The sequence below is a fragment of the Vreelandella hamiltonii genome (assembly GCF_014651795.1).
Classification (GTDB): Bacteria; Pseudomonadota; Gammaproteobacteria; order Pseudomonadales; family Halomonadaceae; genus Vreelandella; species Vreelandella hamiltonii.
The window spans coordinates 43,757-66,349 of the sequence record NZ_BMXO01000010.1; the positions used below are offsets into that span (position 1 = coordinate 43,757).

General features: G+C 57.6%; 14 protein-coding genes. 12 read left to right on the plus strand and 2 right to left on the minus strand.

The window, feature by feature from the left end:
* The first annotated feature begins 284 nt into the window (after positions 1 to 284).
* On the plus strand, positions 285 to 1,508 hold the full coding sequence (gene sstT / locus IE061_RS11215) for a serine/threonine transporter SstT (protein WP_193461628.1): 1,224 nt from the start codon (positions 285 to 287) through the stop codon (positions 1,506 to 1,508).
* A 94-nt stretch (positions 1,509 to 1,602) separates the two neighbouring features.
* Here the strand turns inward: sstT and IE061_RS11220 are convergent, their stop codons facing one another.
* Positions 1,603 to 2,907, minus strand: coding sequence for an MFS transporter (locus IE061_RS11220; protein WP_193461629.1), 1,305 nt, complete (start codon positions 2,905 to 2,907; stop codon positions 1,603 to 1,605).
* A 145-nt stretch (positions 2,908 to 3,052) separates the two neighbouring features.
* On the opposite strand from IE061_RS11220, the gene IE061_RS11225 reads away from it, so the two are divergent.
* The 5 genes from IE061_RS11225 to IE061_RS11245 all read left to right on the plus strand — a co-directional run bounded on the left by IE061_RS11225 (position 3,053) and on the right by IE061_RS11245 (position 7,172).
* Entirely contained in the window at positions 3,053 to 3,793 is a 741-nt protein-coding gene (locus IE061_RS11225) for an AzlC family ABC transporter permease (protein WP_039175691.1), read from the plus strand.
* Positions 3,790 to 4,125, plus strand: coding sequence for an AzlD domain-containing protein (locus IE061_RS11230; protein ID WP_193461630.1), 336 nt, complete (start codon positions 3,790 to 3,792; stop codon positions 4,123 to 4,125). The genes IE061_RS11225 and IE061_RS11230 overlap by 4 nt, the downstream gene beginning before the upstream one ends.
* A gap of 67 nt (positions 4,126 to 4,192) precedes the next feature.
* Positions 4,193 to 5,149, plus strand: coding sequence for an ABC transporter substrate-binding protein (locus IE061_RS11235; protein WP_193461631.1), 957 nt, complete (start codon positions 4,193 to 4,195; stop codon positions 5,147 to 5,149).
* Positions 5,143 to 6,147 (plus strand): FecCD family ABC transporter permease, encoded by a 1,005-nt coding sequence (locus IE061_RS11240; RefSeq protein ID WP_193461632.1) that lies wholly within the window; start codon positions 5,143 to 5,145, stop codon positions 6,145 to 6,147. The genes IE061_RS11235 and IE061_RS11240 overlap by 7 nt, the downstream gene beginning before the upstream one ends.
* Positions 6,144 to 7,172: a FecCD family ABC transporter permease gene (locus tag IE061_RS11245; RefSeq protein ID WP_193461633.1), complete on the plus strand. Its 1,029-nt coding sequence runs from the start codon at positions 6,144 to 6,146 to the stop codon at positions 7,170 to 7,172. Before IE061_RS11240 ends, IE061_RS11245 begins: the two co-directional genes overlap by 4 nt.
* Before the next feature lie 3 nt (positions 7,173 to 7,175).
* Here the strand turns inward: IE061_RS11245 and IE061_RS11250 are convergent, their stop codons facing one another.
* Positions 7,176 to 9,308, minus strand: coding sequence for a TonB-dependent receptor (locus IE061_RS11250; RefSeq protein ID WP_193461659.1), 2,133 nt, complete (start codon positions 9,306 to 9,308; stop codon positions 7,176 to 7,178).
* Positions 9,309 to 9,574: 266 nt separating this feature from the next.
* On the opposite strand from IE061_RS11250, the gene IE061_RS11255 reads away from it, so the two are divergent.
* From IE061_RS11255 to IE061_RS11280, 6 genes are all read left to right on the plus strand, one after another.
* Positions 9,575 to 10,387, plus strand: a complete 813-nt coding sequence (locus tag IE061_RS11255; protein WP_144979839.1) for an ABC transporter ATP-binding protein — start codon at positions 9,575 to 9,577, stop codon at positions 10,385 to 10,387.
* Positions 10,384 to 11,286 carry a sucrase ferredoxin gene (locus IE061_RS11260; protein WP_193461634.1) on the plus strand — a complete coding sequence of 301 codons (903 nt, stop codon included), beginning with the start codon at positions 10,384 to 10,386 and terminating at the stop codon, positions 11,284 to 11,286. Before IE061_RS11255 ends, IE061_RS11260 begins: the two co-directional genes overlap by 4 nt.
* 235 nt (positions 11,287 to 11,521) lie before the next feature.
* On the plus strand, positions 11,522 to 13,372 hold the full coding sequence (locus IE061_RS11265) for a 3'-5' exonuclease (protein ID WP_193461635.1): 1,851 nt from the start codon (positions 11,522 to 11,524) through the stop codon (positions 13,370 to 13,372).
* 801 nt (positions 13,373 to 14,173) lie between these two features.
* On the plus strand, positions 14,174 to 15,931 hold the full coding sequence (locus IE061_RS11270; protein WP_096921341.1) for an HsdM family class I SAM-dependent methyltransferase: 1,758 nt from the start codon (positions 14,174 to 14,176) through the stop codon (positions 15,929 to 15,931).
* Positions 15,924 to 18,425 (plus strand): hypothetical protein, encoded by a 2,502-nt coding sequence (locus tag IE061_RS11275; protein ID WP_096921342.1) that lies wholly within the window; start codon positions 15,924 to 15,926, stop codon positions 18,423 to 18,425. The genes IE061_RS11270 and IE061_RS11275 overlap by 8 nt, the downstream gene beginning before the upstream one ends.
* A complete protein-coding gene (locus tag IE061_RS11280; protein ID WP_193461636.1) occupies positions 18,415 to 22,587 on the plus strand; it encodes a helicase-related protein in 4,173 nt (1,390 codons plus the stop codon). Before IE061_RS11275 ends, IE061_RS11280 begins: the two co-directional genes overlap by 11 nt.
* Positions 22,588 to 22,593: the final 6 nt, after the last annotated feature.

A 22,593-nucleotide genomic window follows, 5' to 3' on the forward strand; every position in this document is an offset into this window, starting at 1 on the left:
GGGTGTATTCCTGATGTTTTTTTAGAGGAAACCACGTTAGCGCGCCAAGCCTGCTGACGCCGAGCCCAGACGCTAATATCAGTATATCTCTGGCCCGCCATTTTCGAGATAGCCTTAGGCGCTTTTTTGCAGCCCCCCACAGCTTCTGCGTAGCTGATAGAATACTGCCCCTTTCAGGCACGGGCTGGCGGCTTGCCAGCTCGCGGCTCCACCGACTACTGCACCTACTATTTGCACCTACTATCTGCACCTACTATCTGCACCCACTACCTGAGAGTTCCGTCATGATAGCTACCGCCACTGCCCTCTTCCGACCACTGTTACAATGGGGGCTCGTACCCCAGATCGTGATGGGGATCATTGCGGGGGTGCTGCTGGCGCTACTCGCCCCTACGGTCGCCAGCGATATTGCCCTGCTGGGCCAACTGTTCATCGCCGCCCTGCAGGCCGTCGCCCCCATTCTGGTATTCGTACTGGTCGCTGCGGCTATCGCAGCACATCGCCAAGGGCAACCTACGCACATTCGTGCGGTGCTGCTTTTATATGTATGTGGAACGCTGATCGCCGCGCTGATTGCGGTGGCCGCCAGCTTCTGGATGCCGACCGAACTGACGCTGGATGCCGGCCAGGTAGACGGCAACCCGCCCAGCGACATTTTCAGCGTACTTCGTGACTTGCTGCTGAACGCGGTCACCAACCCGGTCAGCGCGCTGATGGAAGGCAACTTCATCGCCATTCTGGCCTGGGCCATTGCGCTGGGTCTGGCGCTGCGTCAGGCGGCCGATACCACGCGCCAGGCGCTGCAAGACCTCTCCAACGCCATTACCCGCATCGTGACGCTGGTGATTCGGCTGGCCCCCATTGGCATTTTTGGCCTGGTGGCGGGTACGTTGGCTGAATCCGGTATGCAGGCGCTGCTCAACTATGCCCAATTGCTGGGGGTCATCGTGGGCTGCATGCTGTTCGTCGCCCTGGTGAGCAACCCCTTGCTGGTCTATCTGGTCACTCGTCAGAATCCTTACCCCCTGGTGTTCACCTGCCTGCGCGGCAGTGCCATTACCGCCTTCTTTACGCGCAGCTCGGCGGCCAATATCCCGGTGAACCTGGAACTGTGCCGCCGCCTCAAGCTGGATGCCGATACCTACTCCATCTCCATTCCGCTGGGCGCCACCATCAACATGTGCGGCGCCGCCATCACCATTACCGTCATTACCCTGGCCACCACCCATACGCTGGGTATTGCCGTGGACTTCCCCACTGCCCTGCTGCTGTGCGTCGTCTCGGCCCTGGCGGCCTGCGGTGTGTCTGGCGTGGCCGGTGGGTCGTTGATGCTGATTCCCATGGCGGCAAGCCTGTTCGGCATTCCTACCGAAGTCGCCATGCAGGCCGTGGCAATCGGCTTCGTCATCAGCGTGGTGCAGGACTCCACCGAAACGGCGCTCAATTCGTCCACCGACGTGCTGTTTACGGCTGCCGCCTGCCGGGCGCAAGAGGCGAAGCGCGCGTAGGCATTTGCCAGGGGGAGTGGCGGCTGACCACTGCCACTCCCCAGCACGCCCTCCCACGACGGTTACCCACGACTTTCTCTACGGCCCTCTCGCACTACCCGCTGGATGTTTTCACCAGTCTCGACAAACGCTCACGCTCATCCTCTTCATAAAAACTCGGGTCATCAAAGAGGTCGCGCTGGGTATCATCGAAGATCATTTCCAACACCTCTGCACTACTTTGCACCATCGGCTCGAAGTGCGCCGTATGCGTGCCCCATGCCCTGACACGGCGGCGGCGATAGAGGGCATAGATACCCAACAGGGTAAAGACGCAGGCAATATAGATCGGCAGGCCGTGGCTGCCGACCAGGGTCATCAGAGACCCCGCAGCCACCGGCGCCACGGCACACCCCGCGCCGTGCATGACCAGCATATCCGCCGAGCCCGAGACAATTTCATCCGGATGGAGCTGGTCAATCAACTGCGCTACCGCCAGCGGATAGAGGGAAAACGCCAAACCACCCCAGATAAAATAGAGCCCCAGCAGCACCTCGTGACTGGGTGCAAAGGGCATGGCGGCGGCGGTCAAGGCCGCCAGCAGCACCACCCAGATCATCACCTTGGGGCGGTCATGCTTGTCGGAAAAGCGGCCGATGGGGATCTGTAAAAGCGCGCCGCCCATGATCGCTACACTCATGACCCAGCCAACACCGCCAATATCAAACCCCAGTTGCGTGGCGTATATCGGCGTCATCGACCAGAACGCCCCCATGGCCAGCCCGGATAACGCGGCAGAAGCCACCGCCAGCGGCGCAAAGCTCAGCAGTGCACGCAGGCTGCTTTTGGGCCGCTCGGAGATTTTGGGCTGAACGCGACGGGTCAAGGTAATGGGTAACAGCGCCCAGTTGATCAAAATAGCGATCACCACAAAGAGTAGAAACCCTTCCGGCGAAGAGAGGCGCAACAGCTGTTGGGCGAGTGCCAAGGCACCCAGGTTAACCACCATGTATACCGCAAAAATACGCCCCCGCTCATGGCTGGCGGCTTGGCTATTCAACCAGCTTTCGATCACCGTAATTAAGGTAATGAACGCAAGCCCGTAGATCACCCGCAACGGCAGCCATACCCACGGGTCGATAAACACCAGATGCAGCAGCGCCACCGATGAACAAATGGAAGCGCAGAAGCCAAAGGTACGAATGTGCCCCATACGCCGAATCAAGCGCCCGCTTACCCAGGTGCCGCAGATAAAACCGACAAAATAGCCAGACATGATGATCCCAAGCACCGCGCTGGAGAAACCTTCCGCCGTGCCCCGCAGGGTAAGCAGCGTGTTGAGCAGGCCGTTGCCCAGCAACAGCAGTGCCACACTGCGCAGTATCGACTTAACGGGATTGAGCATGGCTAATGAATACATCGCGCTTCCTCGTAGCAGCCTCGCTACAGACCATGCATGAAAGATGCCACTGGAAATCTTCTCTACGCATGACACGCCCCTGACAGAAGGTCATAATAGTTGCCAGGCTAACGTTTCCTACTGACGGCCAAGGGAGTACGCCATCGTGAACCAGTCGATCGAGCCAGCCGATACGAGCCAGCATTCCGCCCTGCGCGCAGGCTTTCAGGGCGTTCGCGAAGCCATCCCTTTGCTGGGTGGCTATGTGCCCGTTTCGCTGTCGTTTGGCCTGGTCGCAACCCAGGCGGGTTTCACGACCTGGGAAGCCGCGATCATTTCGGCCCTGATCTACGCTGGCGCCTCGCAGTTTCTGTTCGTGGGCATGATCGCGGCTGGCGCGCCGCTGTGGCTGGTGGTGGCGCTGACCCTGCTGATCAACGTGCGCCATGTGGTGTATGGGCCGAACCTCGCGCCATTGCTACCCCGTAGCCGCCACTGGCCCTGGCTGATGCACGGCCTGACCGACCAGGTATTTGCCCTGGCGCTCACCCGCCTGCCGCAGCTCCCCGAGGTCAAGCGTTTTGCCTGGTTCGTGGGCGCGTCGCTGCTGGCCTGGGGGGTGTGGATCATAGGTACCATCGCCGGAGCCAGCGGTGGCGAAGCCGTCACCGCCCGCTGGCCATTGCTGGGAGAAATCATGCCCTTTGCCCTGCCTGCGCTCTTCCTCACCATGGTGGCACCGCGCTTTACCAGCAAACGCTGGGCGGCCGCCACCACTTGTACCGTGCTGGCCGCACTGGGCTTGAACCTGGCAGGCTGGAGCAATGTGGCCATTCCACTGGCGGCGGCCTGCGGCGCCTTGTGTTTCTACACCCTGACCTTTCGTAGCCGGGAGCACACGCCATGAGCGCATCGCTGTGGGTTGCCGTGGTGATATGCGCGCTGGGCACGCTATTGATGCGGGTGGTGCCCTTCCTGTGGATGCAGCGCCGCCTGGGTAGCGACACTGGCCTCAATGCCATGCCGCAGTGGCTGGTGATCCTCGGCCCGCTGATGATTGCAGGCGTGCTCGGGGTTTCCATCGTGCCCGTCAACCCCAGCCCGACCTCGTGGCTCGCCACGGCCATCGGGCTGAGCGTGACGCTGCTGGTATGGCGGCGCCTGCGCTCCCTGGGCTGGCCAGTGGCGGCGGGGGTGTCGGTGTTTGGGATGGTGGAAGTAGGATTCGCACTCCTTTGATAATGCTTTGCATTACTTTTTACAACCTGTCATGCTTTTTGCCTCGTTTCAGGACTCCAGGGCACGCATGTTCACGGCCAACTTTTCCTCTCTGGGCGGCGGGCGCCGTTTATGTGCAGCGTGGTCGCTGCTGCTGACGGCTTGCCTGACCGCCCTTACCGCCTCTGCCAAACCACCCGAGCCACAGATCGTTACGCTTTACCAGGGCGCAACCGACAGCGCCGTCGCACTGGGCATTACTCCCATCGGCGTCGTGGATGCCTGGCTGGAAAAGCCCATGTACCGCTACCTTCGAGCGCCCCTGGCGGAGGTCGCCCATGTGGGCCTGGAGACTCAGCCCAACCTGGAAAAAATTGCCTGGTTGAGACCCGATGTCATCGTGGCGACGGATTTTCGCCATCAGCGCATACAGCCACTGCTCTCTGCCATTGCGCCCACGGTCACGGCCGATAACGTGTTCGACTTCAAGCACACTCTGAACATGGTGGCCGAAGCCACTGGCCGCGAGGCAGAGGCTGCCGCTCTGCTACAGCGTTGGGCTGCCCGTGTCGACACGTTTCAACAGCAAATCACCCACGCTCTAGGCGAAGCGTGGCCCCAGCAAGTCGCGGTCGTGCGGTTCAAAAGTGACCATGTACGCATCTATTCGGGTGGGTTTGCTGGTTACATTCTGGATGAGCTGGGGTTCGAGCACCCCGAGACGTTAGACACCCATGGCTGGGGCATGAAGCTGACCAGCCCGGAAAACATTCCGCTGTTGAACACGGACGTGCTGTTTATTTTGCTGGAGCCGGACCCGGCCATTCTCGACAACTACCAGCGCTGGTCAGCACACCCTCTGTGGCAGCAGCTGGAAGCCGTGCAGCAGCAGCGTGTGTTCGAGGTAGACCCGGTCAACTGGATGATGGGCGGCGGTATTCTGGCTGCCAACGCCATGCTGGACGATCTCTTCCGACACTATGCGCTCCCCATGGATTGCAGCGCTGCCCTCTCTGCACCGGAGGCAGAGGTGTCCACATGCTGACCAGTCACACCGCCAAAAGCAGCGGCCTGCTGGTGTCTGGAACGGCCCTCGCGCTGGCCTTTCTGCTCAGTATAAAGATGGGGCCCACCGACATTGCCTGGCCTACGCTGTGGCAAGCGCTTGTCGCGCCAAATCCGGCCAGTGTGGACCACCTCATATTGCACACCGAGCGATTACCTCGCGCGGTGGTGGCCACGCTGGTAGGGGCCAGTCTGGCCATGGCAGGCGCGCTGATGCAAACCATCACGCGCAACCCACTGGCATCGCCTGGCATTTTAGGGATCAATGCCGGGGCGATGTGCTTTGTCGTGATCGCTGTCTCGCTGTTCCCCTTGCCCCCCCCCGGCCACTACGTCTGGGCGGCGTTACTGGGGGCTTTGGTGGCAGCGCTACTGGTCATACTACTGAGCAGAGGCCCGCGTGGGGAGCTGCCACCGCTGCGCGTCGTTCTGGCGGGAGTGGCCGTGACGGCCATGTTCGTTTCGTTCAGTCAGGGGCTGTTGGTGGTCGATCAGCAGAGTTTCGAAAACGTGCTCTACTGGCTGGCGGGCTCGGTATCCGGCCGTGACCTTGGACTGGTAGTGCCCTTGCTGCCGCTGTTTGGGGGTGCACTGTGTCTCTGCGCGCTGCTGGTGCGCCATGCGGATGCGCTGCTGCTGGGGGATGACATGGCCTCCGGGCTGGGGCTGGCGCCCACGACCACCAAGCTGCTGCTGGGGATTGCCGTCATCCTGCTGGCGGGTAGCTCCGTGGCGCTGGCGGGCATGATAGGTTTCATTGGTTTGATAGTCCCGCACCTGGCGCGGGCGCTTTTTGGCACGGGACACCGCTGGCTGTTGCCTGCCTGTGGCCTGCTGGGCGCATGCCTGCTGCTACTGGCCGATGTGGCCTCGCGCTTCTTGATCGCGCCCCAGGAGCTGCCCGTTGGGGTGATGACCGCCCTGCTGGGCACGCCGTTTTTCATCTATCTTGCCAGACGCACCATGGCCGCCCCATGAGACCACTATCCGCGACGCCAACGCCTACCGCCCTTCATTCGGCCCGCTTGCTGCCCAGGCTGACCGCACTGGCACTCTTGCTGCTGGCCAGCGCAGGCCTGTCGTTAGGTCTGGGCAGCTTCCCGACCTCTGCCATGGACGTATGGCAGGCGCTGGTGGCGCCCCACACCAGCGAGGTAGCCTTCATTGTCTGGGAGCTGCGCCTGCCGCGCATTCTGCTGGCCATGTTGGTGGGGGCAGCGCTCGCCGTGGCGGGGGCGCTGCTACAAGGCATCGTGCGCAACCCACTGGCCTCGCCGGATGTCATCGGGATCACCAGCGGGGCTGCATTGGCTGCAGTGCTGTTTCTCTCCCTCCTCAGCAGCACCTTGAGCCATCGCTGGTTGCCGGTGGCCGCCATGTTGGGCGCGTTAATAGCAGCACTGCTGGTGTTTAGCCTTGCCTGGAAAGAGGGTCTTCACCCATCGCGGATGGTTCTGGTGGGGATTGGTCTGGCAGCCACCATGGGGGCCGGTACGACCCTATTGATCGTGGTGAGCGACGATGCTGCTGCCATGTCGGCTTATGTATGGCTGACTGGTAGCCTCTATGCCGCCCAGTGGGAGGATGTGCGAGGGATACTGCCATGGCTGCTGATAGCGACGCCCCTTTGCTGCTTCTTTGCTCGCCATGCCGACGTCATGGCACTGGGCGATCAGGTGGCCGCAGGGTTGGGGGTCGCTATCACACGCAGCCGAGTGAGCCTGCTGGCCTGTAGCGTCGCCCTGGCCGGTGCCGCCGTGGCCTATGCCGGAGCCCTCAGCTTTGTGGGGCTGATTGCCCCACACCTGGCAGCAAAATGGGTAGGCCGTTCCATGGCGAGGCTGGTGCCTGCCTCTGCATTGGTAGGCGCCTTGATCGTCGTGCTTGCCGATCTCCTGGGCCGAGTGATGTTTCTACCCAAGGACCTGCCTGCAGGCATTTTCGTGGCTGGCATTGGCGCGCCGTTTTTCGTCTATATGCTGTACCGGTCGCGCCATGCCTGACGATCAGAAATCGAGACGGTACCCCAGCGTCAATGTCCGGCCTCGGCCAGCAAAATAGCGTTCGTCATTGACCAGCGCGCTTTGCGAGTAGTAGGTGACGTACTGTTCATCCAGCAGGTTGGATATCCCGACATTCACTCGCCCGACCGGCAGCTGGTAGCCCACGGCGGCATCCATCAGCAGGTAGCCATCGAACTCACGTTCGGGCTCGTCGAAGGTCATGTCGAAAGCATAGTTGGCTTGAACATAGGTCGAGAGCTGGTCGGTCCAGTTGGCCGACCAGCTTGCCACCAGGCGGTCCGGGGCCACATCGATGCCGGACAGCGAGGCATCCAGGTTGCCGTCGTCGTTACTGTCGTAGCGGCCGCGCATGCGGGAATAAGAGAGCCGACCGGCGTGCTGATCCGTGAACTGGTAACCCACGGCGGCTTCTACCCCCTTGATCTCGGTTTCCTGGCGCGACATGAAGAAGGCACCGTCGCGCTCGTCCAGGCGGCTGCCAAAATCAGACGACGACACATAGTAGTTCAGCTCGGCAGCCAGCCGACCGTCGTCGTAGCGAACACCGGTTTCGATATTGTCGGTGACGATAGGGCGCAGGTTCTCGATACTGTCGACCGACTGCCCCGGGGTTTGTATGCTGCGCAGCGCACGCCCCACGTCGGGCACGGTGAAACCTTCGGAGTAGTTGGCAAACAGACTCCAGTGCTGCACGGGCTTCCACACGGCTCCCAGGTTGTAGAGCGTCTCATTGAAGCTGGGGGAGCCCCCTTCCACATCCACGCCATTGCGGGTGTAAAGCGTCTGGTAGTCGTCGATGTTCAGCTTGGCGTACTCGTAACGCATCCCCGCCGAGAGCAGCAGCGACTCTGCCGGGCGCAACTCCGCCTGAAGGAATGGCGAGAGGTCGGTGTACTCTACCGGCGGCACATAGGTACGGTCGGTCTGGTAGAGGTACTGCTCGGTGTCATCGAACAGCGTGTCGAAGCCCGCCGTGAGCGATAGTCGGTCATCCAGCAGGTCTTCGCGGGTCAAGCTTACCTTGGTGCCCCATTTCGAGGTGTCGGCCATGGTCTGGTCGTAAAAAGTGCCGATGGGGGCATAGGCGGGGTCCTGGAACGTCGCCGAATTATCGGCTCCAAACAGCGCCTCATAATCCTGATAGAACACCTGGGCACTCAAGTGCATGCCTGCCAGGTCGTAATGGTCGTAGCTCAAGCCGGTGGTCCAGACCCGGTTATAAGGCGCTTTACCCTCTGGCGTGCCGCGCTCGGAAGTGGTCACCACGCCATTGGCGCGATCTCCGGTGACACTCAGATAGTTATTATGCCCCTCGATGTTGTAGTGATTGAGGGTGAACTGGAGACGCTGGTCATCATCGAACCAGTACGCCAACTTGCCAAGAATATCGAACGACCGCGCATCCATCAGATCGCCCTGGGTATTATCCACCCCCACCGCCTGGCCATTACCATCCAGAAACAGCCCCTGGTCTTCGAGGCTGGCGGAAAACAGATAATCCACGTTGCCACTGTTGCCACTGACGCCATAAGTGGTGCGATAGCTCAGGGTATCGCTATCCAGCTCCCGAGTGGGCGTCGTGACCTGGGCCTCTATGTGCTGGTTGAAAGACCCCGGCTCTGGGCGCTTGGTCACCAGATTGATGACGCCCCCTTCCGCGCCAATCCCGTTGGTGGCGTTGGCCCCCTGGATCACTTCGATCTGTTCCACCATGGAAAAATCGATGGTGTGGGCCTCGCGCCCGGTGGGGCGCAGCGGATTGGACTGAGGAATACCATCAATCAGGATCAAGGGCCTGCGGCCACGCAGCGTCTCACCACTGCCACTCATCTTTTGGCGGCTGGGCGAGTAGGAAGGCAGCAGGTTACTGAGAATTTGCGAGGAGTCGCTGGTCAGCTGCAGCTGCTGCTGGATCTCTTCCTCGCTGATGATGCGTACGGTCTGCGGCGAGTCCTCCTTGGTGGTATTGGTTCTCGACGCCGTGACCACCACAGTGGGCTCCGTATTGTTGCGGTTGCCTGGCGGCTCTACCGCAATGCTCTCCTGAGCATGGGCCTGACTGGCCGACACCAGACCGGCCAACGTGACGGTCGGCCAAAATACCTGACGCTTCATCGTACGCATGTTCTTTTTATCCCCCTGCGGATCAGTGTGACGTGAACTTCCTTCGCTGCAAACGCAACTCATCATTAAATGATAATGATTGTATTATGCATATAAGATAAGAAAGATCTAGGCTTGGGGAACGAACCGTTCGATATAATGAAATGACTGAGGGGTATGTCGCTTTGCCTTGGGCGCTCGGTGCCGGGCATCACCATTGAAAATGAGAATGTTTTGAATTAGGGTGCTGAGCTTCGTATTTTCTTGTGAGTTCGCCCATGTCCGCCACGAGCCCTCCCCCTCCTCGCTTGAAAGGCGATGCCCTGCAGGCAGGCTATGAATCGCGACGAGTGCTGGATGGGGTCGACATTGCCGTGGCCGAGGGCAAGCTGACGGTACTGCTGGGCCCTAATGGCAGCGGCAAATCCACCTTGCTCAAAACCCTTGCCCGCACGCTGACCCCGCAGGCAGGGCACGTCTATCTGGATGGCAAGGATATACACCGCAGCAGCACCCGCGAGGTGGCTCAGCGGTTGGGCATTCTGCCCCAGGGGCCAGTGGCGCCAGAGGGATTGAGCGTGCGGCAGTTGGTGAGCATGGGGCGGTTCCCCCATCAGCGGTTATGGCACAAGGATGCCGAGCGCGACGCCACCGCCATCCGTGAGGCCATGGCCTACGCCAATGTGACGGAGTTCGCCAACCGCAGCGTGGACGCGCTTTCTGGCGGCCAGCGCCAGCGCTGCTGGATCGCCATGGTGCTGGCGCAGCAGACCGACCTGATTCTCCTGGACGAGCCCACCACCTTTCTCGATTTGAAAGTACAGGTCGATTTGCTGGCGCTGCTTTCTCGCCTGGCTCACGATCATGGCCGTACGCTGCTGCTGGTACTGCATGACCTGAACCTGGCCGCCGCCTACGCCGATCAACTGGTCATGATGCGCGAAGGCGCCATCGTGACGCGCGGTTCGCCCAACGACGTCTTTACCGCCGACAATCTCAAACGGGTCTTTGATCTGGATGCCCATGTGCTGCACGACCCCGCCAGCGGCAGCCCCGTCTGCGTGCCTTTCAAGCGAGCCATGGCCTCATGAAACACACCTTCTGCGCCGACCTGAGCCGCCAGCAGAACGACCCTCTGGCAGGGAGTGCAGCCCACCTGGAACACAACCTGCTGATCAGCTGGCCCCGAGCAAAATGGCTTCGCACCCTGCGACATGCCAGCGACATGAGCGAACCGCTGAAACACACGCTGGACCGCATTGCCGCCAGCGGGCGCAGAATCAACCTGATTCATCGGCATCATCAGGATCACTATCAGCATCAGGTATTTCTGATGCCGGAAAGGCGCCGCTTCAGCGTGGCTCGCGAGCACCTGGAGACGTTCCTGCACGCCTGGCAGCACGACCTTCCACTGGAACAATGGGAGCAGCCACCCCCCGAGCACGACCTGATTCTCTGCTGCACCCACGGCAAAAAGGATAAATGCTGCGCCAAATACGGCTATCAAACCTACAAGGCACTGGCCAACACGGTGGCTGACGAGCAGCTTCCCTTCGACGTTTGGGAAAGCAGCCACCTGGGCGGCTGCCGATTGGCGGCCAGCCTCCTGCTACTTTCTCCCGTGCGCAAGTACGGGCGCATCACCCCTGCAGAAGTGGCTGCGTTCCTGCACAGCGAGGCGCGCCAACAGCGCTATTTACCCGGCTATCGTGGCGACTCCCAACTGTCACCCGCTCAGCAGGCCAGCCAACTGGCCGCCCTGCACCATTTGAGTGATGCACAAGAACAACCCCACCTGACCCTGCTGAACGACGAAGGCGACGAGCAGCAGCGCCGGATTCAATGGCAATGGCAGCGCCCTGATGGCCAGGGCCAGCTGACCGTCTATTGCCAAGCCACGACGATCCAGCGTGTGGATAGCTGCGCCGACCTGGATCAGGGGCCAACAGAAAGCGTCGTGTGGCGGGCGTATGCTGTCAACGCCGACTGACCCGCCACCCTGCCGCCGTTACCAGCGGTAGCTTGCACTGCCTCTGCCAGGCACCGGCATAGCCCACCATATCCAGCACTCGATGGCGCCATTTCGATATACGTGACCTCGGGTTGCCCGCCGCATCGTCACTTCCGGGTTTTCTAATTGAAGCCACCCGATACGCCGGATAGAATGAATTACCAAATAAAACTTCATGATTGGGTAGATGGCCCGATACCGGAGCCCTCACACCATGGCCAAATTCATCCCCACGCTCACCACCATTCCCCGCATGACCGCTGGCGAGCGACGTGTCGCGCAACGCCTCGATAGCCTGCTGGAAGACGACTACATCGTCTGGTACGACATACCGCTGGGGCAAAAGCGCCGCTACCCAGATTTCATCGTTCTGCACCCTGCCCGAGGGCTGCTATTTCTCGAAGTAAAAGATTGGAAGATCGAAACGCTCCGCTCGATCACCCCCGACAGCGTCGAGATCGATACGCCTCAAGGGCGCAAGACCGTCAGTAACCCACTGGCTCAGGCCCGCCAATGCGCCTTTTCCGCCATCAACCAGCTACAGCGAGACCCGCAGCTCACGCAACGCGACGAGCGTTACCGGGGAAAGCTCTGCTTTCCTTATGGCTTTGGGGTGGTCTTTCCCAACATCACTCGGCTGCAGTGGAATAACGCGATTGCCGAAGCCGACCAGGAGCTAGTGCTGCCGAGCCACCTGGTCATCTGCAAGGACGAGATGGCCCCCTCCACCGACCCGGAGGCATTTCAGGAACGCCTCTGGAACATGTTCAACTATCAGTTTGGCGAAAAACTGAGCCTTCCTCAGCTCGACAGGATTCGCTGGCAGCTCTTCCCGGAAGTGCGCATCGACGCCCCCACCGGGGACCTGTTCGCTGACGAGGAAAGCAGCGAGACGCCCACGACCGAGGTCGTACCCGATATCGTTCGCGTCATGGATTTACACCAGGAACAGTTGGCGCGCAGCATGGGTGACGGCCACCGCGTGATCCACGGCGTGGCAGGCTCCGGCAAGACCCTGATTCTTGGCTACCGCTGCCTGCACCTGGCCCAGGCAACGACCAAGCCGATTCTGGTGCTGTGCTTCAACATCACCCTGGCCGCCAGGCTCCGCTGCTTCACTGCCGAGAAAGGGATTGCCGATAAAGTGCAGGTTCACCACTTCCATGAATGGTGTGGCCTACAGCTCAAGACCTACCACGTGAGCCTGCTGCCAGGTAGCCGCCCTGCTTACGAGCGCCAGGTCGAGAGCGTCATGGACGCCGTGGATCGAGAGCAGATCCCCCGCGCGCAGTACGCCGCCGTGATGATCGACGAAGGCCATGATTTCGAGCGGGAGTGGCTCAAGCTGGTCGTTCAGATGATCGACCCGGACACCAATTCGCTACTGCTGCTCTACGACGATGCGCAGTCCATCTACCGCAAAGGCTCGCTGTCATTCCCACTGTCGGCGGCTGGCGTTCAGGCGCGCGGTCGTACCACAATTCTCAAACTCAATTACCGCAACACCCGGGAAATTCTCACCTTTGCTTACGACTTCGCGCGGGACTTCCTCGAAGCGCACGACACCGACGAAGACCATGTGCCGCTGATCGCACCGGAAGTGGCCGGGGTCAGCGGCCCACCTCCCGCGTTTCGCGACTTCGACAGCGACCAACAAGAGAGCCGCTATCTCGTGCACTGCATCAAGGCGTGGCAACAGCAAGGCAGCACGTTAAACAGCATGGCCGTGTTGTACACCAACAACGCCCAAGGGCTTCATTTCCACAAAGCCTTTCAAAAAGCGGGCATTCCCAGCCGCTGCTTGCAAAACGCTGCCGACAAACGCGCTTACAACCCGGACGCCAACGAAGTGGTGCTGTTGAGCCGCCAAAGCAGCAAAGGCCTCGAATTCGACACGGTGCTGCTCAGCGGGCTAGGCGCCCTCAGCAACGATGAAGCACAACAAGCCCAGGAAGCCCGCCTACTCTATGTCGGCATGACCCGAGCCCGCCGCCGCCTGCTCGTGACCAGCAGCCAGGAGAATTGGTACACCAAGCGGTTGAAGGAACTGGCGAGGGCTGGGTGAGGATGATGGTGTGTGGCGCGTGTTGGGGCTCTTTTAGTCTTGCCCATTGTGAGTATCTGAAATTTATCAAGTGGTAATAAAGAATGAAGATAAAAAAGCAAGAGTAAAGAAGCGAGGAAGGTGGTGGGCCCAGCTGGACTTGAACCTACGACCAAGGGATTATGAGCTCGCTTTTAAAACAAGAAATTACTGACAAAAAAGTAAAAACTACCGTAATCGAACGAAAGGCATAGCACCGTGGAATCAGTAGGTTAGCGAAGTTTGAGGATAGAACAGGAAGCTGGTGTGTGTACCGTTGCTGCACCGCTCTGCTGACCTCGCCCAGCTACCATAAGCAACGAAACGTTGAAAGCTATGTACACGAGGCTCAAGCAGAGCCTACCTGCTTTATAGAGCGGTTGCCATCATGGAAGTGGCTTTACTGATTGTTGTGATTGTGGCTCAGTTGGTCATCCTGGACACTACAGGTAGAGGCTATACACTTGATCACCCAGGAAAAGGGCATAGCTCTCACCCTGAACACGTTCTAGACGGCAACGACCGTAGGTGAGAGACTGCTCCAGGGCCAGCTTCGTGAAAGGTGACACATGCCCATCTCGGAAGAACACCGCCACAGTAGCGAGACTACTATCCCTCGCCGAGCGAGCATGGCATATCGAGTTGTAGATGGTCCCAATATGGTGCCTTCTTGGCCCCCCGGAGTTCAGCTTCGTACTACTCACGGGTGTCATGTAAAGGATATTTTTCAAAAAAACCTTGGCTACAGATAAGATTCTTTATACAAGCCTAAGCAAACACCCCATGAAAACTATTGTTCGTTCCAGCATCGCTACAAACAGCCAAACTCTCAAAAAACAAAAACAGTGCTTTCGCAAATATTTGTCTCAACTTCAAGCTCTACCTAGCTGCCTCACCCCCCGAGACATCCTTCTATCGATTCTTGATCGCTATCTAGACTCACCGGAGGCCTTCAAGGGCATTGACTATACTTGCGTCAAAAACACAGCCGTAGATGACACACTCAAATGGCTCATAGATCTGGATCTTGAATATGCCGCTTACTGGGTAGGCTCCTTTTACTCCAATCTTATCCCCTCAGAAATCCGTAAGCGTCAGGCAAACTACTTCACCCCACCACCACTGACCAACCGGCTTCTAAACAAGATAAATGGAGGCGAGAAGAGCTTGTTATTTGGCAAAATCATTGATCCTTCCTGCGGTGGTGCAGCATTCCTTATTCCTGCCCTCCTTCGCCTTAAGGGCAATAAGCGATTTCAGAGAATGACCCCGCATGAACGTTTACTTCACGTGGAATCCCACTTCTTCGGCGCTGACATTGACTCAGTCTTAGTCGAGATCACGAAGATTTTTCTCTACGCTCTAATGGCCGATGATATCTCTTACTCAACCTACAGACCTCAGTGGAAAATCCTGACTGGAAATGGTCTAGAGGCTTTCAGTGAAGCACTAGGCTCCTTCGACTTGGTGCTGAGCAACCCTCCCTATCGCAAGATGAAGCGTGCTGAAGTGGAGAGGCTAGATACCCCTCGTCTGCGCAATATTGTGGAGGGCCAATCAAACCTATATGCCCTATTTAGTTTACGGGCACTGGACCTGCTCAAGGACGGTGGCGAGGCTTGTCTCATTACTCCAATGAGCTTCTTTTCCGGGAAAACATTTTGCAAGCTGCGTCAGGCCCTCGACAACGAGGCTCACATCAAAAGCTTGGACTTGATTCATGAAAAGGGTAGCTCCTTCTTCGGCGCAGAGCAGGATGCAGTACTGACTCACTTGAGTAAGACTGGTCATCTTGATAGCCATCAGACGCAGATCAGCCTTATTGACACGGAAGAACGAGTAACCGATTTGGGGAAGTGGACCATTAGCCAAGGTTCCTCGCCCTGGACATTCCCTAGGACAGTTGAAGGTGTACATGTACTGACTCGTTCCCGGAAATTTAACGCGAGGCTTGTGGATTATGGCTACAAAATCGTTACAGGCCACCTAGTCGACTACCGAGATAAACGACCGAGATACGCCAGTCTAGACAAGGCACCGAACCCCCGAAATGTGCTCCCTTTGATATGGGCCCATGCCGTCCAGCCGGGCGTACTTGATCTTGAGCGGGCCCGAGAAGCTGGGTGCCCTTGTTTTGTAGATCAATCTACCAATCCAAGCAGAACCGGTGAAATCCATACACCAGCTGTGGCCCTACAGAGGGTTACCGCGCCCAAACAAGCGAGACGCCTGGTTGCTGCTGCAATTCCTACCGAACTATACGAGGCCTTTGGAGGTGTAGTGGGTGAAAATCACGTCCTCTTTCTCGTTGCTACAGAGAACCTACCTCTTATTCCAGCCGAAGGATTAGCGGTCTTGATCGGGTCGTCCTGGACAAATGAGCAGTTTCGTTGCATATCAGGGGCAACTAACGTATCCAGTTATGAACTGGGTCAGTTGAGATTCCCTCCTCCTGAACACCTAGCCGATGCTTACGAAAAAACAAGAGACTGGGCAGAGGCAGTAACACAGATTACTCAAGAGGACATAGTCTATGCCTGAAGGGGAGATCAGAATTCTACCCGAGCTAAATCAAGAACTGGGAACGTTCATGGAAGGCCTATTGGCTCAAGAGGATACTCCTGAGAAGCCACTGGAATTGTCCAAATCATTCCTTAGGTGGGTAGAGATAACACGCACTCTGGTAGATTCTGGTGGTATTGCAGCTCGTCTGCTATGGCCAGGCAAAGTGCCTCACCCAGGGCTGACCCACCTTATGGCTAACCTCGTCGCCTACGAGGAAGACTCTAGTGCGCTAAGAACCTTGATCTATCCAGCTTCGTTGTCGCGATTTAATCAACTTAACAGATATATTCTTTTCGGAGAGCACCTACGGAAACTGGCTAACGAGTATCAGGAGTACTACCTTTCCGAAAACGGCGGCTTGCGCTACAACACCACGTTGCTGCTGTTCGCTCTTGCGCGCTTACCATGGGTATATGCTAACGAGGTACTGCCGTCCTACCATTACCGCACCGGTGAGTCCACATGGCCCGTTCGCCCCGGGAACCTGTTCCGGGAGAGTGACCTCAGCTACCTCAAAGCTGGCGACCGCAAGAATGCCCGTGCGTTAATGGAGCAGAATGCCGTTCTCGAATCGCCCATGGGTCTGCTCTCCATCGGCGGGCGCGTAAAAAAGGACATGGTTACACGTGAATTGCACAATCTTTTCGCTGACCCAGTAGCGCGGCCAGGACTAGTCATCTTCGACGCTCGACGCATTATGCTCAATCTCTCTGGATGGGATCACGACTCCATGGTGGCGCGCCTGGCCGATCTTGTCTCTCTTATTGAGGAGACTACAAACCCACCGGGATTGCTGATTCTCACCGACGCTCCCTCTACTTGGCGTCACTTGCAGATCACTCTAAAAAGCCGTAGCGCTAATATCTCCGAGGCCATGACGCGTACGCTGCTAGACAATAGTGCTATATGGGCCACGCCCCGTGACCACATGCTTACCCAGTTCAAGGCGGAGACTTTGCAGGCCTACCAGGTTGAGCTCGACAAGCCATATGTCATCGATGCTTACGCAGCTTGTGTTATCCGGAAGCTACATCGCTTGCCCTACGAAATGAGTGCCATTGACCGCGATGGTCAGACTGTTCTGAGACATGCTTCCAGTGTTCTAGGCAACATCTCCGCCCTGACATTAAACCTCGAGAAACTCAAGGCACTAATGTCAGACATAACAGGCTTCGAACGATCCTTTGACCGCATCGATTGGCGCAAAGCTAAGCGTGCGGTACTCCAGTGGGCCCGTGATGCTAATTGGGTGCTCGAAGGCTCCGAAATTGAGGCAGCGCTCAATGCAGGCGATCAGCTCGTCGAACACTGGAAGGAAAAAGGACAGCCCTTTGCCCAAGCCGTAACCGAGCGTATCAATAAGTCTCAGGCTGACCACTTGCAGCTGGTGGTTGGCTCCTCTCTGGAAGCCTATGCCTGGAACCAGGCCAGCCTAGCAGGCTTGGAAGCTATACCTATATCTCGGGTTACCACCGATGTGGAACAGCACAAAACTACAATCTACACGGCTCTGACTTCGCAGCTGATCGACGAATTACTGCTGACTCCCCAATGCGATGATATCGAGATTGTTCTCACACCCAAACATGTGCGCCTAGCCCAGCACCATCTTGAGGGCCTGCTCGCGAGCTCGGGTCTTGAGCCATTCAAGCCGGCTATCGAGGGATTGCTCATGATTTTCGACGAGGCCAGCAGGGATGAGAGCTTTGAAATCCTGGTGCAGAGCCAGACCGGATCCAAAAGAGAGTGGGTATATGACAGTTACAGCTATGGCCCTGAGCTACTGATCCAATTAGATCACGAGGAGCTCTGGTACCGATGGAACAATTCTCAGTTTCTTCGTCAAAATCGCCAGGGTGGTATGGAGCTGGTGAAGGGACGGAGCCTGCGTAGGGGTGACCGGATACTCGGCATCAGTGATGAACTGCGCGAGGAACTGCGCGATTTTCTCAGTGAGAAAGACTTCGATGTCCTTATGTCCAGCCATCAGAGCAGCGGCTTGCTGAGACTCTATCACCGTGAAATTTGCCGCCGATATGAAAGTTACCCAGTATCGGAAGATCAGCGTTTCAAGGCGATTAGTAAAGCTATGGCGCAAGCGTACCCTAAGTTCAACATCAGCCGCGACATGCTGTGCAGCTGGCTAGCCCCAGCTCTAGAGGAGAACCTTAATGGCCGCGCACATGCCCCACAGAAAGAAGAGCACTTCAATGCCTTTTGCAACATTATGGGTGTCCCGGAGGCGATGTGGGACGTTTTCTGGCAGGCCGTCCGCGCCCACCGCGGAGCCCGGCGACGAGACGGCCGGATTGAGAGCGGCTTGATCCTCATGTACCTAATGAAACCGGAAGCCATCGTTTACCTAGATACTCCGAAAGAAAAATTGCAGCGCTTCAGAGAGCGTCTGTTGATGAACTTCTCGGAAATTACCGATATCAATCCATTGGAGGATGCCGATGATGAATCGTGACAATCCCGCCGATATTCCAGAGACGTTGAAGGAAGCCGTCACTCTGGGAATAGTGCAAATGCTCAATGATCGAGTTGCCGGGAGAGACGAAGATACTGACATTATTTTTGGTACAGCACCGACAGATGTCCTAGTCTCCGGTTTCCTGCTACCGCCGCGACCACAAAGCAGCGGGATAGCTAGGAATGAAGGGGATACGGATGAGACCCTCAAGGCATTTGACGAAGGTGATCCGGTCACCCGCCAGATTCATATCAGCAATCACGGTCTGGACTTACTAATCCATGCGCACGGCGAAGGCACCCTCACCGTGCGTCCGCGCTTTAACATCTATCTGCGCATGATCCCAACCCAGGAAGAGCTCAAACAACACAATCTGCGACCGGTTCCGCGGCTCTCTGGGGATGCCCGACGAGTAATCAGGGAAAAGCTCAGAGCGCGCAAGGAAAGCTCCCTACCAAAAGAAGGGGAGAGCCAGAAAGCGCTCCATGAACGTCTGCTCGACGAAGTGCGCACGGAAATTGGCCTACCACGGTTGAGCATGGAGAAGGACATGGCTGACGAGGCGGCGGTCTCCCTAGAAGAGGCCGTGGACAGCCTGCTGGTTGATGCCACAGAAGGGAAAACAGTGCAGGACAAAGCGGATGATACAGCCAACGTCAACGCCCTGTTCGACCCTATTCCCGTGCCACATAAATGGGTGCGTATCCCGGTGCATCCCTCCCCCCTGATCCTGGATTTTCCGGCCTGCCGGCCCGACCTGGACACACATCTTCGCTCTCACGAGGCACTCATACAGCAAGCGATTAAGGATGCCATCCAAACCTGGATACAGACCGATCCCGAACGGGATCGGTACCTCTACCGAAGCCGCACATCTATCCTGTACAGCGAGCTGGAAAACTGGGACAGCTTCATCAATCGCGTCAATAGCGTAGACCAGTCTCCGGTGTTACCCGCGCACAAGGTGGCCTGGGATATCGGTTTCAGGAATAACTGGGCAAATCCAGAGCAACTGAGCACCCGAATATCCCTGATCAACGATAGTCGAGACCCGGATGACAAACGGAAACTTCTGCGGGCTAACCGTGACTGGGAAGGCGCTCTGTTCGATCTAAGCCTCGAAGTGGAGCTTGAGGAGAACCTGCATGTGCCTTTGAAGATGAGCCGCATCAAGCGCTCCTATCGAGTGAACCGCTTCCTGAACTACCCTGCCATCGGTATCAACGGCGGTGTGCGTCGCTTGCGTTCATTACCCGGGCGTATTCGTCTGGGAACCACCTGGACGCCACAATTCACTCAGCCGCGGATGGAGCCGGTGCCACACAAGGGCATTAATCGACGCATACGTGATCTCGCCCAGCCGGGTGGCCACGTTCATCTGCAGGGCTTGCGTGAAGCTTATGCGCACTGGATCGATGACGTGGCCAAAAACACCGAGCTAGAGGCAATGGGTTTCAGCGGCGAGGAACTAGAGAAGGAAAAAGGGGCTCTCGCCCGAGATGTTGAGGAAGGCTGGAAGGTAGAGATGGCTGCGGTCAGTGCTGGCCTGCATATACTGGAGAGCTCTTATGAAGCCTGGAAAGCCAGGGGGCCACAGAGCGACCCAAAGGCCGCGCCGTACGAGGCTTGGCTGGCCATGAACGAGACCATGGCAAACGTGATGCAGGTCTCTACGGGTAAAGACGATGCCCAATGGCGACTGTTCCAGATCGCCTTCATTCTCGCCAACCTACCGACCCTTGTGACACGCATGAAAGCCTTCCATGGCTTGTTTGAGGAATATAGGGACGAGGCAGTCACTCTACTGTATTTCTCCACCGGTGGCGGCAAATCAGAGGCCTTCCTCGGTCTGCTAGTCTTTAATCTTCTACTCGATCGCATCCGTGGCAAGCATTTTGGTGTAACCGCCATGCTCCGCTATCCGCTGCGGTTACTAACCATTCAGCAGGCCAGCCGTACTGCGCGGGTGCTTGCCCAGGCTGAGCTCGTACGCAAGTCACACCAATACGGCGGAGAACCTTTTGCTATTGGCTTCTGGGTAGGCAGTGGCGGCTCACCAAACTGGCGGAAGGATGTTAAGGGTGTTCCCCCCCTGAGCAAGGGGATCGGGCAGCTCTCTGAAAAAGAGGCCAGCACGTACGAGAAGGCCAAGGAAGACTGGCTCAAGATCATCAAGTGCCCTTTCTGCGGCAATTCCACCATGCTGCGCAAGGCGGACAACGGGCTGCTGGCCCACGTTTGTACTGATGTCCATTGCGGAACTCATGCCGGTCAAGCCTACCAGCCTCTGCCGTTCTACATTTGCGATGAGGATATTTACAAGAAGGCACCGTCGGTACTCCTCGGAACAGTCGATAAGCTAGCCCTTATCGGGCAGAACGACAGCACTCTCAAGAAGGTATTCAGCATGTTCGGACTCGCTGGATGGCTCGATGAGAGCGGAGAACTGGTGACGCCCACTCGCGCCAATCTCGAGGCGGCGGAGAAGACCCAAAGCGGATTCACTCGCCTAAAACCGGCGTTTGAGGACGGTGTTGACCTATTCCACGACCCATTCCCCTCTTTGCTGGTACAGGACGAAGCGCACTTGCTCAACCAGTCCTTGGGCACCTTTGCCAGCATTTTCGAAACTCTCTTCGAAGCCTCACTCGACCACCTAGGCGAGAATATGCCGGACAAGACGGTAGCCGGCTATCCAGGAACCGGGGACACCACCCGCCGCAAGGCCAAGGTCATCGCCGCCACAGCTACGGTATCTGATCCAGAACGGCACATGGAGCACCTCTACCAGCGCAAGATCCCAACCGTACAATTCCCCCATCCGGGTCCAGACATCTACCGCTCGTTCTACGCCCAACCTAAAGTGCGTGATAACCCACCTTCCAACCTCAAGCCGGATCAGGAAGAGCATACTGCGCACTGGTCACGCATTTATTGTGCGGTCCTCACCAACGGCCGAGCCCATACGTCGGCCACGGCCAATATTCTTGGCAACTTTCATCTGATCATCACCGAGCTTTACGAGGCGCTATATAGCTGCGATGAAAATCAACAGGAAGCAGCGCGTCAGAGACTATTGAAGGCCATTGACCCAGAGCACCCCAACGCGGGACAGTTTCGAGACCAACTCCTGCATGAGAGAACCACCCCTGAGCGGCTACTGACTCTTGTAGATCTTCATCGTATTGCGCTCACCTATGTCACAAACAAGAAAGGCGGCGACCAGGTTCTTAATGCGGAACGCGAGGAAATTCGCAAATGCCACGAGACCAAAGACCTGCCCTATGAGGGCGAGGTGACAAGCATGATCACCGGAGATGTCTCCCAGGGCGAGATCCAAAACATCATCGACATCGCCGAAAATATTCCGGCTCCGCGTACGCCAATGCCCGGTCTCAAGGGGCTCATGCGCTCAGTAATCGCCACCTCAGCAGTATCACACGGTGTCGACGTCGACGAGTTCAACTCCATGTTTTTCGCCGGGGTTCCCTCGAACATTGCCGAATATATCCAAGCCTCATCACGCGTGGGGCGCGCACATACCGGTTTTGTACTGTTGATACCGACACCGCAGCAGCGACGGGATCGATACATCGTCGAAGTCTTCGATGGCTTCCACCGTTTCCTTGAACGCATGGTGCAGCCGGCCCCGATTGACCGATTCGCCAGGCAGGCCATGGAGCGAAGCTTCCCCAGCATCTGGCTCAACTATCTCGGAGGCATCCTGCCGCTTTCTAAGTTCCTAGATGCAGACAAGCAGCGCTGGCGGGACGGTTCCTCCGTGAGCCAAGTTCTGCGGGAATTTCAGGGCGGAAAGGCAATCATGAATCGAGAGGCATTCAAGAATTATGTCAAGGAAGCCCTCGGAGTCAACCCGGAATTCCTTGAAGAGAGTAATTTTAAATACTACCGGAAGCATTTTGACGAGCTTACCGTAAGATTGATCAACCGCTTGCAGAAGGCCGTCAATGAATATAGCGACTCGGGTGACCTGTCGATGCACAGCTACTTCAGCGAATTTGCAATCGTAAAGGAAGAACAACCCATGACATCTCTTCGTGATGTGGATGAAAATGGGATCATCACGCAGAAAGTCAAACGGGAAAAGATCAAGGCCACGCGCACCTTGCTACAGGTGGCGAAGCATGGCAAGGCCTGAGGAGCT